This is a genomic window from Streptomyces sp. XM4193 (assembly GCF_023072595.1).
Lineage (GTDB): Bacteria > Actinomycetota > Actinomycetes > Streptomycetales > Streptomycetaceae > Streptomyces.
Genome location: NZ_JALLGK010000004.1, coordinates 113,705 through 128,908, shown reverse-complemented (window position 1 = coordinate 128,908; position 15,204 = coordinate 113,705). Strand labels below are relative to the sequence as shown.

The following is a 15,204-nucleotide window of genomic DNA, read 5'->3' as shown; positions in this document are numbered from 1 at the left end:
GCGGGTACGGGACGGCCCGTCCGGCTGTCGACCCCGGCCCCCGCACCCGACGGTGCCGACTCCCCTCGTTCCGACGGCGGTTGGCCCGCCGGGACCGTTCCCGTCCGGTGGGAGTTTTTTCCTGGCACCGAGCGATGAGTTCCGACGACACCGTCCGTCTGTCCCTCCGAGAACACCGCCCCGCCGCACCCCGCGTCGGACAGCCCAGGGATCGGAACAGTCATGACACGCAAGATCTTCGTCAACCTCCCCGTCAAGGACCTCCCGGTGGCCAAGGACTTCTTCGAGAAGCTCGGCTTCGAGATCAACCCGGACTTCAGCGACGACAACGCGGGCTGTGTCGTCATCAGCGACACCATCCACGTGATGCTGCTGACCGAGACGCTCTACCGGACCTTCACCCCCAAGGAGATCGCCGACACCGCCACCTCCGGCGAGACGATCCTCTGTCTGAGCGCCGACAGCCGCGAGGAGGTCGACCGGCTCGTCGAGCTGGCGCTGGACTCCGGCGGCAAGCCGATCGGCGAGACCCAGGAGGCCGAGGGGATGTACGGGCGCGCCTTCCAGGACCCGGACGGCCACCACTGGGAGGTCATGTACATGGACATGTGAGCGCCGGCTCGTCTGGGGCGCACCTGCCGGGGCCGATCCTCGACGGACCGGTCCCGGCAGGTGTGCGGCGGCGACCCGTACGGGGGTCGGGTCGCCGCCGCCTCATCCGTACAGAGTGCGTGGCCCGGGGTACGCGGCTCAGCTCTCGGCGGTGCGCTGGTTGCCGCCGCGCTGCTGCCAGTACCGGCCGTCGGCCGGGCGCTCGCCGCCCTTGGCCGCCACGCCGACTCCCAACACCGCGTGCGCGTCCAGGAGCTGGCCCTTCTTCCCGTACGCGAGATCGCGCGTCAGCACGGTCCGTGAACCGAGGAAGGCGAAGGTGTCGCGGTCGAAGACCCACTCGGCGCGGGTGCCGCTTCGACGGTCCTCACGGGCGATGCCCACTCCCTTGCGGCCGAGCGCGTCCTGCGCCTCCGGCACCTCCACGACACCGGGCACGCCCGCCGCCGCGCGGTAGAGCGCCGCCGCGGTCCGGGGCGGCAACAGGGTCTCGGCTGTCAGCGTCCGGATCTGCTCGAAAACCGCCTGGTCGCGGCCCCGTTCGGCGTCGTCCGGGGTCAACTCGTAGAGCAGGGTGCGCAGTTCGTTCGGATCGGTGGGCAGCTGTGAGAGCCAGCGATAGGTCGGACGGTCGATGCCCGGACGCGCGTCCTGCGGCCGGTCCCCGAGGTCGAGGTTGAGCGGCTGCACCTCGCCGTCGATCGCGATGTGTCCCAGCTGCTCCACCGGCCCCGGCTGCTGCGCGTACCAGAATTCCCGGTCCCGCAGTGGCCCCAACTCAATTCGCCCGCTGCCGAGTTCGGCCTCGCGCACCTTGCTGCGCACATACACATGGCTGTCGTCCGGCACCTCGACCGGCTTCAGCGACTCAGCGGCAGCGGAGGCGTCGTGCAGTACCCGCACCGCCCCCGCAGAGGTGCCCGGGCCTCGTTCCTGGCCAACCCGGCTCTCGCTCCGCGTGGTCGGCACCTCCTCCTGGCCGGTGACGGTGACCGCGGTGACCACCACACCCGCGAGCGCGAGCGCCGCAGCGGGCGCCAGCACCGCCGGACGCAGCAGACGGCGACGGCCGGACGTACCCGGTCGGGGGCGGTCTGTGCCGACGGCGCTCCGGGCGGCGGCGAAGCTTGCGGCCGGCGCGCCCTGCTGGTGGGGGCTGTCCGTGTACGCCTCGGAAGCGGACCGGTGGATCTCGTTCATCAGCTGTTCCCTGTGGTGAGCCAGTCGGCCCGGCAGGAGGTCGAACTCCCCCGAGGCAGGCACCAGTTCGGCCGTCGCGTCGCGCAGGTCACGCTCCTGGCGCCGCTGCTCGCCGCCGCCGTCGGTTCCGTTCTTCCTCATCGGTTCCCCTCCTCGCCGGGCAGGGCGACGAACGCCGCCCTGCCCCTTACCTCGCCGCGAACGACGTGTGGTTCCCGCCCATTCCATCCGCGACCGACCTTTGGCTCCGGGCCGGCCTCCGGGTCCGGGCCGGCGGGCGCGTGCTCCGCGAGCCGACGGTCGGCAAGCGTGCGCAGCCGGGCCCGTGCGCGGGAGAGCCGGGAGCGCACCGTGCCGACGGGTACGCCGAGCGCCTGCGCGGCCTGCGCGTAGTCGAGCCCCGACCACACGCAGAGCGCCAGCACCTCCTGCTCGTGCGGACGCAGCCGGCCCAACACCTCGCGCACCGCGGCGAGTTCGCGACGGTCGTCGACCCGTCCGGCGGACACCTCGGCGAAGTCCTCCACCTCGCGCGGACTGGGCCTGCTGGTCAGGAACGCCCACCGGCGGGCCGCCCCGCGCCGATGGTGGCGCACCTTGTTGGTGGCGATGCCCAGCAGCCACGGGCGCAACGGTCCACCGTCGGCCTCCACCCGATCGCGGGTGCGCCAAGCGGTCAGGAACGTCTCAGACATGACGTCCTCCGCCGACGTGACATCGCCGGTCAGCCGCAACGCATGGCTGTACACCGCCCTCGCGTCGCGGTCGTACAGCTCGGCGAACGCCGCGCGCTCACCCTCCCGCACCCGCAGTCGCAGCAGTTGCTCCTCCGACGGGCCACCGGGCGGCGAACCACCGCTGCCAGGCTCCTCTGGTTCCTCTGATTCCACGTAGGTCACACCTCTGACTTCCCGCCGCGGCAACAGCGTTCCTGTGAGGTGGGCCACCGGGCGCCCGCTCCGGACGAACCGCGACAGCGGTAACGAGAGAGCCGCCACATCCGGCCATAATGGCGCCCGTTCGTTGGCCGGTACACCGTGCTGTTTCCCACAATCAGCACGCACCGGTCATGACGTTTCACCTCATAAGCCGCGTGCGACCCCGAAGTTCGCCACTCACCGCGACCGACGGGCGCATTGCCGCGTGGCCGTATACAGCGGCGGACTCCACCCCTGCGTTGTGACCTCGGTTAGCTTCACCCTGCACATCTGCCTGGGGGGGCTCTATGGGTGTGGTATTGCCGGATTGGGCGGACGAGGTCCTCGACCTCATCGGAATCGCCTGGCCGAACGTGGACGAGGACGACTTCCGCGAAATGGCCACCGCCATGCGGGAATTCGCCACCGCACTGGAGACCGGGGGCGCAGAGGCACAGCAGGCCGTCAACGCTTTTCTCGAATCGAGCAGCAGCCCGGCGATCGACGCGTTCGGCACTCACTGGAACAAGATCAACGGCCGACATCTGGCCAACCTCGCACAGGCCACCCAGCTCGCCGCGACGGCCGCCGAGATCGCCGCCTATCTGATCACCGCGGCGAAGATCGCGGCCCTCGTCCAACTCGCGATACTCGCAGCCCAGTTGATCGCGGCGGCAGCGGCAGCGCCGTTCACCCTCGGACTCTCCTCGCTCGGCGGTGCAGCAGCCGTCCAAGCCACCCGGATGGTCGTCAAACAGCTGCTCAAGGAGGCGCTGCGGGCCATCGTCGAGCAGGTCGCCGCCATGGCGCTCGGCCCGGCGTTCGAGGCCCTCGGCTCCATGGCGGGCGACCTCGCGATCCAGGGCGCGGCCACCGCGCTCGGCGCGCAGGACGGCGTCGACCTCCGGCAGACCGGCCAGGCCGGCAAGGACGGCCTGCGCGCCGGACTCGACGGCGGCGACACGGTCATGGAGCTCAACAGCGCGGGCGGCGGGCCCTCGGCGGGCTCCAAACGCCCGATGCAGTACGACCTGGACGGCCTGGACGAACTCGGCCCGAAAATTGCCAAGTTGGGCGCGAACGTCACGTCCGACAGCGACTCGAAACTCGGCCGTGCCAAACGGCGCCAGAGCAGGACCCGCGGCAAGGACGAACTCGCCAACGCCGCCAACGAGGGCCTGGACAAGGCGCTCGACGGCATCGAGACCGGCGCGAAGAAGCTCGGCAAACACATGGAGAAGGTCGTCCCCGGCGGCCTCAAGAAGATGTCGCGCAACCACCGCGACAACGACAAGGACGCGGCTCTCTCCCTCGACGCCCTCGGCAAGCGCACCGACAACGGCACTCCCATGTACCTCATGGGCGACGACGGCAGCATCCGCCGCCTGCGCCCCGACGGCAGCACCTCCGACCTCACCCCCGACGACAAAGCCCGCATCGGGCTGTCACCGGAGAACATCGGCAGACCGAGACCCGGAGAAAAAGGGGCCAGGCTAAGCGAAGGAACGCCGGGCAATCGACCGGGCGTACAATCCACCGAAGTTCCGTTCGGCAGCACGGATCTGTCCAGAGCGACACAGCTTGCCAGGCATTCACAGGAGTCCTACGGAAACAACAAAGAAGGAAAAGATTTCCGCAGCAACAACTATGCCGCGTCGAGGATCACCGGCGCGGGAGATTCCAGTGACTTCATATTCGTGACGCGCAGCAACGGCTACCGACACTCCGAGCGAATGGTGATGCCTTTCATCAGAGAAGACCAGGCGGATCGAGTAACAGCGATGTACTCGGAGCGAGAACCATGCACGACCGGCGCACAGTGCAGTGCATGGATCAAAGAGAAATTCCCCCACGCAGACATCACACACAGCGTGGAATACGGCGCCTCCGGGGAATCGAGACAACGCAGCAAAGAAGTAATGCAGGACTATCTCAGCACCCTGAGAGCAAACAGAGAGCGTTGACGACATGGGAATTACGTACGAAGACCTGCTCGAAGTGTTCAACGAGGACGACATCGTTCGATCCGACCAGATCGAAGGCGCGGAGACGGTGGCCCCATCCGTTCTCCACACCCTTGAGAATGTCGGAGTGCCGACACCTCCGAGCCCGTGGTTCGAATACGTCGAGGATATCGGATCCTCAGAGACGGTTCTTGAGATCGACGAACCCATCAGGCAAGCTCAAGGAATTACGTCCTCCGCCCTTCTGTGCATCGCCGAGATCCCCTATGACGCGATCGCGCTGGACCCGGCAGACGGAAAGGTCTACTGCGTGCCCGACGGGGGTTCGATCTACCAGCTCAACACGTCGCTGGAGAATTACGTTCACTTCCTCCTCGTCCTGCACCGCCACGCGCTGCCGCGAGAGACCGACGGGGAGTGGGACCTCGACACAGAGGACCCGGAGGCCGCGAGGCAGCAGATTCAGCGGCTGTGGCGCGAAGTTGACCCCGCAGCACTCGGGGTCCGTGAATCTGCCTGGTACAGAATCCTGCTGGACTTCGTCGACCCCGAGGCCCACCACCACTCGGACGCCGTGACATACCCGTACCCGTTCTTCGAGGAAGACCTCATCCGCGCCCATGGAGGCGAGAACGGATGAGCCGCGCCACCTGGCCGGCACCCCACACCCAGAAGGCTTCCCGAAGAAGAGGGGGTCGTGACAAAGCGAGCAGAAAATACACGGAGAACAGACAGGACTGCACCGTCCGTCGAATCTGCGAACCGACAGAAGCAGGCCACCAATGGCAGAGAGAATCAGCCACGATCATTTGATGAGCGTCTTCACCGACAAGCAGATCCGCCGGTACCCGCTGGAAGCAGTCTGCGACGTGGAGAACCCGCAGGCGCGCGAGGCACTGACCAGCATCGGATTACCCGCCTGGCCCCAGATATGGTTCAAATTCCCCGACCCGCCGCACCGGCCGGAGACCCTCGGAGACTCTTCGTACTACCGCCGGATCGTCGAACTCGGCAACGGTCCGATACCACCCGAAGCCCTTGACTGGCACGTTCTCGCCACCTTCTCAGTGAACAAGATCGTGCTGAACACCCACACAGGCGAGGTCCATTACATTCGTCCGAACGAAGACGACGCCTACGTACTCCACAGATCCTTGGGAAGCTTCATTCAGTTCCTCTGCGCACTCAAGAAGAACGCACCGATGACACCGGACGAAGACTTCGAGGATTTCTTCGAGCTCGATCTGGACCTGGTTCGGTCGACGCTGCAGGCGGAGTGGCGCGAGATCGAACCATACGCGCTGAGAAGGAAATCGTCCGTCTGGTACGAGGTCCTGCTCATCCTCCACGACCCCGAAGCGTGGCACGGCGAGGACGCCGAGAGTTATCCGTACCCGTTCTTCGAGGAGGACGTCATCGCTGCCCACACGGCCTCATGACGCAAGAAGGCATGTTGTCCGCCGACGACCGTACGGGACCTGCGAGGAGGGAGAACCGGCTGGAGCCCGCACTCGACACGGAGCGGGCCGGCACCCCCGGTGCTCGCCGGACTCGAATCCCGGCCCGGAAAGGAGATCCGTTGGAGAACCTCATCACCCGAAACGAGCTGCTCGAACATTTCACAGAAGACCAGCTGATCACGTACCCGGAAGAGGCGATAGAACACGTCACGGACAGGACGGCTCGAAACATACTGCGCAGCACAGGGCTGCCATCGTGGCCAGTGATCGGCTTCGAGTTCTCTGCCACTCCGACCGAAGGCCCCCATCTCGTACGGGATTGGGAGAACCTGAACCAGTACCTCGAAGGAGATTCGCACCTCCTGCCCGCCGACGCCGACGACTGGTTGGTACTGGCCACCTACTTTCCCTTTGTGGACCACCTTCTGCTCGACCCGCGCGTCGGCGGTGTCCATCAAGTGCGGCACGGGACGGACGAGTTCTGCCGCACAAACACGGATCTCAGTTCCTATGCACGCTTCCTCCTCTGCCTGAAGCGGGAGGCGCCGATGGACCCCGACAACGACTTCGAAGATTTCTTCGATCTGGACACCGAGGCCGTGCGACACCGTCTCCAGGAGCAGTGGAAGGAAATCGACCCCTGCGCTCTGGGGTTTCGCTCGTCACTCTGGTACGAACTTCTCCTGGTCATGCACTTCCCGGAGGCGTACCACGGTTCGTCCGCGGTTGAGTTTCCCTATCCGTTCTTCGAAGAATCCCTGATCAACTCCTGCACCAACGGTCAGGGACCCGACCAAGGTTGACGCACTCACGACGCACTCACGACGCAGGCGCCTGTCTCGCCCCGTAACAGCGTGGCCGGCCTTCTCTCCATCAATGCTCCGATTCCGCTGACCGGCGACACTGCCGGCATCTGCTGTGACGGTTTCGGAGAACTTCCGCCGACCGCCTCTCGGGGTGTCGGCACCGGGTGGCTGCGGCGCCCTAGGATCTGTGTCAACGGAGCTGAAACGAATGAGGGTTGACGGTGGCTGACAGCGGAGCAATGCGTGAGTTCGCCCTCCCCGAGGGCGCCGATCCGTTCAATGTGTCCGCGGCGGCGCGGCGAGTGGCCGGGTTGCGGGTGCCGTTGCAGGTCGGTCCGTACTTCCGGACGAGCGCTCAGGAGCCGGTGGTGCTCGGGGAGTTCGCGGCGGCTTCCGGCAGGCAGGTGCGCCAGGAGCGCTGCGCGGGCTGGGCCCGGTTCGGGACCGACAGCGGCTTCGAGCTCTGCGCGGACGGCGACGGGGTGGTGCGCGCCGTGCTGCTGGACTACCAGGAGGACCACCGCTTCGTGAACTCCTCGCCCGAGGCGTTCGCCACCGGCCTGCTGGATCTGCGCCGGGCGCTGGGCGTCATCCTGGGTACGGACGATCCGCAGGCAGCATCCACCGCCTACGACTCGCTGTCGCAGCGGCTGCGGGAGACCGACCCGCAGGCGTTCGAGGAGCGGGAGAGCTGGTGGCCGCTGGTGCTGGACGACATCCGCGACACCGCCAACGCCCAGTGGTACGCGGCGTTCGAGTATCTCGACCACTCGGGACAGAAGCAGATCGTCACCCAGGGGTCGGCCGTCTCGCTCCACCCCGAGGAGCGGCTGTGGGACTCGCTGCGGTCCGCGGGTCTCGAGGCGGCGCAGGTGCTGCGCGTGCACACCGATCTGGAGCCTTGCTTCATGCCGGGCCACTACTGCTCGATGTGGCTGGCCCAGGTGTTTCCCGAGGCGGGGATGACGCACAGCTTCCCGTACGGCGAGAGCGCGGAGTCGCGGGCGGCGGGACTGCGGCGGATGGCCGAGGAAGCCGGCTCGTGACCGGGAACGGCGCGGCCCCGGGCAGCGGAACGCACGACGGCGCGACGCAGCACGGCGCAACGCACGACGGCGCGGCGCAGCAGGGCGGTACGCCTGGCGGCGGGGCAGCGACCGGGTGGAGGCCGGACCTCTCGGCCTGGCCCCCGGCCGAGGGGGTGGCGGCGGAGCACGGGCGGGCGCTGCTGGCGTGGGTGACGGCCGACGAGCCGTCCAGGACCCGGCTGTGCCTGGTCAGAGGTGCGCGGGCGAGCGGGAAGAGCGAGCTGCTCGCCTGGTTCCTGGCGGGTTCCGCGAGTTCGCCGCGGACCGCCGCGCATGCCATGGCACCGGCGGCCGGGCTTCATGCGGACGCGGTGGCACGGGAGTTGGGCAGGCAGCTGGGGTACGGGCCGGTGTCGGTGGAACGGCTGCTCGCCCGGATCGACCTGGACGAACGACCGCTGCTGCTGGTCGTCGCCGATCTGCACCGGGCGGGCCGGGGCCCGGCCGACCGCCCCGAGGCGCTGCCGGAGACGGTGTGGCACAGGGTGCTGCTGCCGCTGCTGGCCCGGCCCCGGGTGCGGTTGCTGGCCGAGGTCGGTGGTGGGGAGGTGCCCACGCAGCCGCCGGCTCCGGCGCCGACCGCTCCGTTCCCGCAGGTGCCACCGCAGCGGCCCGCCGACGACCACGGCAAAGTGGGCCAACAGCCGTACGGGCAACCGGAGAAGCCCGCGACCTCGCCCCGCTCGCCGGAGTTCACGGTGATCGACCTCGGCGACGGCGGGCCGAGCCGGCCGGCCGAGCCGTCGACGGAGGCGCCGACCGCCGGCGCACAGGACGTGCCGCGCACCGAGGACGGCAGGCTCCGGTGGGATCTGGCGCCCGCGGCGGCGCGCGAGAGAGCCCTGGACGACGCCTGCGCCTCGGGCGACGCCGCCGGCGTGGGCGCGCTGCTGAGCGATCCGGGGTTCCTGCTGTACGGCTCGGCGGTGGCGATCGACGCCTGCCTGGCCGACGAACGCCTGCCCGCTCCACCCGGGCTGCGGGAGACCTGGCGCCTTGCCGCGCCGCAGCTGACCGACACCACGTACGGGGCCGAGGAGCGTGCGGCTCTGCTGCACGCGGCTGCCACCGCCCACACACCCGCGCTCGCCCGCTATCTGCTCCCGCTCGTGGAACGCCACCTCTGGCACGCCCGCTGGTGCCGTACGGACGCGCCGGTGACCGCCCTCGGCGGACGCGCGCACCCGACGAACGCCACGAACGGCCCGGACGCGGAGGGCACGGTGCTGGCGGTCGAACCGACCGGCACCGTACGGCAGTTGGACGGCGAGACGGGCGAGTTCGTCTCCGCGCTGCCGCTGACGCACGAACGTGCCGGGGTGCGCGGCGTCGCCGTCCGCACGGACGGGACGATGCTGCTGCTCGACGGGGACGCCGGTCTGTACGCGCTCACCGGGGAGGACGAGGGGACGGCGGCGACCGTGCTCGGCGGCATCACCGCCCACCACGGGTACGCGGCGCTGCGCCGGCCGGAGGCCGGGGTGACGGCGCTGGCCCAGTGCCCCGTCTCGGGCAGCACCGTGCTGGGCGACCGCGACGGAAACGTCCATGTGTGGGAGATCGACGAGTACCGGCCGCTGCCGGTGACGCAGTCGGTGCACCGCGCGCCGGTGCTGGCCGTGGCGGCGCTGACGCTGGAGGGCGGCGTACGGCTCGTCTTCAGCGCGGGCATGGACGGGGCGGTGCGGATGTGGGCGCCCGGTTCGCCGCCGATGGACGAACCGGTGGAGCAGCGACCGGTGTTCGCCACCGCGCTGGCCGCGAGCCGCACACGGTACGGGCCGGTGCTGGCGGTGGCGTGGAGCGATCTGTCGTTGAGTCTGTGGCGGATCGAGGACGGTGCGCTGCGACGTCTTCCGCTGCTCGCGGAGGCGGACGCCATGGCGCTGGACAGGACCGGCTGCCTCGTGGTCACAAGTACCGCCGGTGTGTGGGGACTTGGCCTCGACCTCGACGCGCTCTGGGCGTGAGGAGCGCGCCGACACCGGGCCCGGGCCGCGCGCCGGCGCGCCGGACCGTCCGCCGACACCGGACCCGGACCGCTCCGGAGCCGCACCCGGAGCGTGCCGGCGCCGAAACACGGCGTACGGCAGGAGCCGGACGGCAGACCTAGCCGGGGAGGACGGCGATGCCGTCGAGTTCGACGAGGGCCTCCTCGTCCCAGAGGCGGACGACGCCGACCAGCGCCATGGCCGGGTAGTCGCGGCCGGCCAACTGCCGCCAGATGCGGCCGAGTCGGGGCGCGTGGGCGCGGTATTCGGCGACGTCGGTGGTGTGGACGGTGACACGGGCGAGCCGGTCGGGCGAGCCGCCGGCGGCGTGCAGGGCGGCGAGCAGATTGGTCAGCGCCTGCTCGAACTGGGCGGGCAGGTCGTCGCCGACGATCCGGCCGGTGGCGTCCAGAGCGGTCTGGCCGGCGAGGAAGACCAGACGGCTGCCGGTGGTGGTGACGGCGTGCGAGAAGCCGGTGGGCGGGGCGAGATCGTCGGGGTTGACGCGGCTGAAGGACATGTGGCGGCTCCTGGGTGGGTCCGGCGGCGGCACGGGCGGGTTGGCGCTCAGGCGTACAACTGCTTGGCGATGATGCTGCGTTGGACCTCGGTGGCGCCTTCGTAGATGCGCGGGGCGCGCACCTCGCGGTAGAGGTGTTCGAGGGGGTGGCCGAGTTCGAGCGCGGCGGCGCCGTGGATCTGCACCGCCGCGTCGACGACGTACTGAGCGGTCTCGGTGGCCTGGAGCTTGGCCATCGCGGACCGGAGCGCGATGTCGGGATCGTCGCGGTCCAGAGCGGCGGCGGCCGCGTAGACCAGCAGTCTGGCGGCTTCGGTACGGGTGGCCATCTCGGCGAGTTGGTGGCCGACCGACTGGAGGTCGCGCAGTGCGCCGCCGAAGGCGGAACGCCGTGCGGCGTGGTCGAGCGCGGCGTCCAGCGCGGACTGCGCCATGCCGACGGCGAACGCGCCGACGCTCGGCCGGAACCGGTTGAGGGTGCGCATCGCGACGGTGAACCCGCCGCCGCTGTCCCCGAGCCGGTCCTCGGCGGTGACGGGCACGGCGTCGAAGGCCAGACTCCCGATGGGGTGCGGGGAGAGCATCGTCAGCGGCTTCCCGGTCAGGCCGGGCCGGTCGGCCGGCACCAGGAAGGCGGTGACGCCGCGCGCGCCCGGGCCCTCGCCGGTGCGGGCGAAGACGGAGTAGAAGTCGGCGCACGGGGCGTTGGAGATCCACTTCTTGCTGCCGGTCAACCGCCAGCCCGCGCCGTCGGGTTCGGCGCGCAGGGCGAGCGCGGCGGCGTCCGAACCGGCCTCCGGCTCGCTGAGTGCGAAGGCGGCGACCGCCCGTCCCGCGGACACCTCGGGCAGCCAGCGCTCACGCGCCGCAGCGGAACCGTACAGCGCGACCGGGGTGGCGCCGAGGCCCTGGAGGGCGAGCGCGGTCTCGGCCTCGGTGCAGCCGTACGCCAGCGACTCCCGCAGCAGACAGGTCTCCAGCGCGCGGTTCTCCCCGCCGCTGCCCTCTCCCGGCACCCCGCCCGCGCCCTCCGGGGCGGTGGCGGGCAGGAGGCGGCGGATGAGTCCGTGGTCGCCGAGGGCCGCGAGCAGCGGCCGGTTGACGGCGCCGGGCGGCAGGTCGGCGTGGGCGGCGAGCGGGCGCAGGGTCTCGACGGCGAGGGTGCGGAGCTGCCGGCACCACTGCCGCTGCTCGGGTTCCAGCGCGAACGCGGTCATCGACACGCTCCTCAACGGCTGCTTATCGCGATGTGTTGACTGTCGTCACCATCACGCTACGCTCAACGCCACGGCAGGCACACCGCAGGACACGCTCTTTTTCGGGCCGCCGCGAGGGGAGATCCCGCCATGGAGCTCAGCCCGTCCGCGCACCAGGACACATTCGCCCGCGACCATCTGCCCGACCGCGAGCTGTGGCCGCAACTCGACTTCGCGCTGCCGGAGTTGCGCTATCCCGAGCGGCTCAACTGCGCGGTGGAGCTGCTGGACGCCACGCTCGCGCGGCACGGCGGCGAGCGGCCCGCGCTGCGCACCACCGGGCCGGACGGCGTAGAGACCCGGGTGTGGAGCTACGAGCGGCTCAGGTCCGAGACCGACCGGCTCGCCCATGTGCTCACCGAGGACCTCGGCGTACGGCCCGGCAACCGGGTGCTGCTGCGCGGGCCGACCTCGCCCCGGCTGGCGGAGTGCTGGTTGGCGGTGCTCAAAGCGGGGGCCGTGGCGGTGACCGTACTGGCCGCCCACCGGCGCAGGGAGCTGCGCACGATCTGCGAACTCGCCCGGGTGCGGCACGCGTTGTGTGCGGCCGAGTCGGTCGAGGAGCTCGCCGCGGCGCAGGTGCCGGACCTGCGCACCCTCACCTGGGACAGCGGCTGCGAGGCGGTGGACGAGAGCCCCGGCGAGCTGGAGCGGCTGGCCGCCGCCCGGCCGGACCGGTACGAGGCGGTGCGGACCGCCGCCGACGATGTGGCGCTGATCGCCTTCACCTCCGGAACCACCGGCCGCCCCAAGGGGTGCATGCACTTCCACCGCGATGTCCTGGCCATCGCGGACACCTTCTCCGCGCACGTTCTGCGGCCCACCGAGGGCGACGTCTTCGCCGGCAGCCCGCCGCTCGGGTTCACCTTCGGACTCGGCGGTCTCGTGGTCTTCCCGCTGCGCGCGGGGGCCTGCGCGGTGCTGGAGCAGTGGAGCGGGCCGGACCGGATGCTGGAGGCGATCGCACGGCACCGAGTGTCGGTGCTGTTCACCGCACCGACCGCCTACCGGGCGCTGCTCGCCGGGCTGGACTCGGGCGACGTCTCCTCGCTGCGCCGCTGCGTCTCGGCCGGCGAGAACCTGCCGGCCGCCACCTGGGAGGACTGGCACGCCCGCACCGGGCTGCGACTGATCAACGGCATCGGCGCCACCGAGATGCTGCACATCTTCGTCGCCGCCGCCGACGAGGACGCCCGGCCCGGCCGCACCGGTCTGCCGGTCCCCGGCTTCACCGCGCAGGTGCAGGACGCGGCGGGGCGCCCGCTGCCGGACGGCGAGCCCGGGCTGCTGGCCGTGCGCGGACCCCTCGGCTGCCGTTATCTCGCGGACGAGCGCCAGCGCGACTACGTGCGCAACGGCTGGAACCTCACCGGCGACACCTATGTGCGCGAGCCGGACGGCTGGTTCCGCTACGTGGCCCGCGCCGACGACATGATCATCTCCTCCGGCCACAACATCGCCGGGCCCGAGGTCGAGGAGGCGCTGCTGCGCCATCCCGATGTGCTGGAGGTCGCGGTGGTCGGCGAGCCGGACGAGAAGCGCGGGCAGCGGGTCGTCGCGCATGTGGTGCTGCGCGAGGGCGTGGAGCCGGGCGAGGCGACGGCGCGCGGGCTGACGGAGTTCGCCAGGGCCGAGCTGGCGCCGTACAAGTGCCCGCGGCAGCTGGAGTTCACCGAGGCACTGCCGCGCACGCCGACCGGCAAGCTCCAACGCTTCCGACTCCGCCGAACTCCCGCGCCCGGCACCGCTCTAGAGTGACCGCGTGGCAGACCAGCACACTCCGGGTTCACTCGTTCTGACCTTCTTCGGCGCGTACGGGCGCGAGCTCACGCCCTCGGGGCGGTTGCCGATCGCGGCGCTCATCCGGCTGCTCGGCGCCGTCGGAGTGGACGCTCCGGCCGTACGCTCGGCGGTCTCCCGGCTCAAACGCCGCGGGCTGCTGGAAGCGGGCGCACCCGAGGGCGCACGCGCCGACGCGGGCTACGCCCTCTCCCCCGCCGCCGCACAACTCCTCGCCGACGGCGACCGACGGATCTATCAGCGCCCGGTGCCGGACGGCCGGTGGCTGGTGGCCGTCTTCTCGGTGCCGGAGAGCGAACGCGACCGGCGCCATCTGCTCCGCTCCCGGCTGGGCAGGCTCGGATTCGGCAACGCCGCGCCGGGCGTCTGGGTCGCGCCCTCCCACCTCGCCGAGGAGACCCGGCACACCCTGCGCCGCCTGGAGCTCGCCGAGTACGTCGACCTCTTCCTCGGCACCCACGAGGGCTTCCGACCGAGCGCGGAGACCGCCGCCCGCTGGTGGGACCTGGAGTCGATCGCCGCACGGCACCGCGACTTCCTGGCCGTGCACGAGCCCGTACTGGCCGCGCTGGAGTCGGACGGTCCGACGGCCGAGAGCGGATACGCCGCCTACCTCCGGGCGCTGGACGCCTGGCGGCAGCTGCGGTACGCGGACCCCGGCCTGCCCGACGCCGTCCTGCCGCCGCACTGGCCCGGCACCCGTTCCGAGCAGGTCTTCGGCGAGCTGCACAAGCAGCTCCACGAGCCGGGCGCGCGGTACGCCGCGTCCCGTCTCGCACCGGGCTGAACAGGCCGAACACACCCCGTGCGGACGGCCGGTGGCCGGCCGGCGCCACCGGTGTCCGGGCTCGCGCTGCCGGGGTCCGGGTGCCGGAGTTACGCTGAAATCGTGTACTCACGGCGGCGTCGGCGGTACTTCGCGCTGATGACGGTCAGCTTGACGTTGTTCGTCAGCGCCTCGGCCTTCGTGCGTCTGTTCTCCGTTCCGCTCGCGGTGGCGATGTGCGTGGTGGCGGCGGTCATTCCGCCGGTCGCCGCCATCTCCGCCAACCGTTGGGACGAGGACGACCACTGGTGGGACGAGCCTGGCCCGGGCAGCGGACACGACAGGGGCCCGGGCGGCGGACGAGGGCCGGACGGGGGCTCCGACAGCGGGCAGGACGGCGGCAGCGGGCGGCCGGATCCGCACGGCGGTTCCGCCCCGCACGGTGGCGGCCCGGTCGACCGACCGCCCACCGGTCTGCTGCCGCCCGAGCCGCCGCCGCACGATCCGCAGCCGCCGAGCCGCCACACCCGTCCGCCGGACACCTCCGGCCGGTACCCTCCGCGGTCGCAGCCGCCCGGCTCGGGCCCGTCCCGCAACGGCCCGTACGGAACGCCGCCGGGCCCGTACGGCGCTCCACCGCCCGACCGCGGAGGACCACCGGCCGGCAACCACCCGCCCGGGCGTCCGTCCCGGCAGCACCCGTCAGGCGGGTGGTCGGCGGAGCCACCGTCCCGGTCCGCGCAGGAACCGACACTCGACGAACTGCTGTGGGAGGAGGAGCTGCGCGGCTACAACGGCGAACGATTCCGCCGCGGCGACTGAGT

General features: G+C 70.8%; 14 protein-coding genes. 10 read left to right on the top strand and 4 right to left on the bottom strand.

Translation table 11 applies throughout. The features are described from left to right. Positions 1-222 precede the first annotated feature (222 nt). Complete coding sequence (locus MTQ01_RS13675) at positions 223-612, top strand: VOC family protein (RefSeq protein ID WP_247490162.1); 390 nt, start codon at positions 223-225, stop codon at positions 610-612. 138 nt (positions 613-750) lie between these two features. Here the strand turns inward: MTQ01_RS13675 and MTQ01_RS13670 are convergent, their stop codons facing one another. After that, positions 751-1,953: a CU044_5270 family protein gene (locus MTQ01_RS13670; RefSeq protein ID WP_247490160.1), complete on the bottom strand. Its 1,203-nt coding sequence runs from the start codon at positions 1,951-1,953 to the stop codon at positions 751-753. Further along, positions 1,950-2,630, bottom strand: a complete 681-nt coding sequence (locus tag MTQ01_RS13665) for an RNA polymerase sigma factor (RefSeq protein WP_247490674.1) — start codon at positions 2,628-2,630, stop codon at positions 1,950-1,952. Before MTQ01_RS13665 ends, MTQ01_RS13670 begins: the two co-directional genes overlap by 4 nt. 407 nt (positions 2,631-3,037) lie before the next feature. Between MTQ01_RS13665 and MTQ01_RS13660 the strand changes: the two genes are divergently transcribed. The 6 genes from MTQ01_RS13660 to MTQ01_RS13635 all read left to right on the top strand — a co-directional run bounded on the left by MTQ01_RS13660 (position 3,038) and on the right by MTQ01_RS13635 (position 10,017). Continuing rightward, positions 3,038-4,693 carry a nucleic acid/nucleotide deaminase domain-containing protein gene (locus MTQ01_RS13660; RefSeq protein ID WP_247490158.1) on the top strand — a complete coding sequence of 552 codons (1,656 nt, stop codon included), beginning with the start codon at positions 3,038-3,040 and terminating at the stop codon, positions 4,691-4,693. A gap of 4 nt (positions 4,694-4,697) precedes the next feature. Continuing rightward, on the top strand, positions 4,698-5,333 hold the full coding sequence (locus MTQ01_RS13655; protein ID WP_247490156.1) for an SUKH-4 family immunity protein: 636 nt from the start codon (positions 4,698-4,700) through the stop codon (positions 5,331-5,333). 142 nt (positions 5,334-5,475) lie between these two features. Beyond that, positions 5,476-6,132 (top strand): SUKH-4 family immunity protein, encoded by a 657-nt coding sequence (locus MTQ01_RS13650; protein ID WP_282613656.1) that lies wholly within the window; start codon positions 5,476-5,478, stop codon positions 6,130-6,132. Between the two features lie 140 nt (positions 6,133-6,272). Next, the gene (locus tag MTQ01_RS13645) at positions 6,273-6,956 is read left to right on the top strand and encodes an SUKH-4 family immunity protein (protein ID WP_247490153.1); all 684 of its coding nucleotides are present in this window, start codon (positions 6,273-6,275) and stop codon (positions 6,954-6,956) included. A gap of 242 nt (positions 6,957-7,198) precedes the next feature. After that, positions 7,199-8,005: a nucleic acid/nucleotide deaminase domain-containing protein gene (locus MTQ01_RS13640; protein WP_247490151.1), complete on the top strand. Its 807-nt coding sequence runs from the start codon at positions 7,199-7,201 to the stop codon at positions 8,003-8,005. Further along, positions 8,002-10,017, top strand: coding sequence for a hypothetical protein (locus MTQ01_RS13635; protein WP_247490149.1), 2,016 nt, complete (start codon positions 8,002-8,004; stop codon positions 10,015-10,017). The genes MTQ01_RS13640 and MTQ01_RS13635 overlap by 4 nt, the downstream gene beginning before the upstream one ends. Positions 10,018-10,156: 139 nt before the next feature. On the opposite strand, the gene MTQ01_RS13630 is transcribed toward MTQ01_RS13635, so the two are convergent. Further along, positions 10,157-10,558 (bottom strand): RidA family protein, encoded by a 402-nt coding sequence (locus MTQ01_RS13630; protein WP_247490148.1) that lies wholly within the window; start codon positions 10,556-10,558, stop codon positions 10,157-10,159. Between the two features lie 47 nt (positions 10,559-10,605). Continuing rightward, a complete protein-coding gene (locus MTQ01_RS13625; RefSeq protein WP_247490147.1) occupies positions 10,606-11,775 on the bottom strand; it encodes an acyl-CoA dehydrogenase family protein in 1,170 nt (389 codons plus the stop codon). Between the two features lie 129 nt (positions 11,776-11,904). Here MTQ01_RS13625 and MTQ01_RS13620 point away from each other — a divergent pair, with 129 nt between their 5' ends. The 3 genes from MTQ01_RS13620 to MTQ01_RS13610 are packed head-to-tail and all read left to right on the top strand — an operon-like array spanning position 11,905 to position 15,202. Further along, positions 11,905-13,572 carry an AMP-binding protein gene (locus tag MTQ01_RS13620; protein ID WP_247490145.1) on the top strand — a complete coding sequence of 556 codons (1,668 nt, stop codon included), beginning with the start codon at positions 11,905-11,907 and terminating at the stop codon, positions 13,570-13,572. Positions 13,573-13,576: 4 nt separating this feature from the next. After that, on the top strand, positions 13,577-14,401 hold the full coding sequence (locus tag MTQ01_RS13615) for a PaaX family transcriptional regulator C-terminal domain-containing protein (protein ID WP_247490143.1): 825 nt from the start codon (positions 13,577-13,579) through the stop codon (positions 14,399-14,401). Positions 14,402-14,419: 18 nt separating this feature from the next. After that, a complete protein-coding gene (locus tag MTQ01_RS13610) occupies positions 14,420-15,202 on the top strand; it encodes a DUF3099 domain-containing protein (protein WP_308294397.1) in 783 nt (260 codons plus the stop codon). The last annotated feature ends 2 nt before the right edge of the window (positions 15,203-15,204 follow it).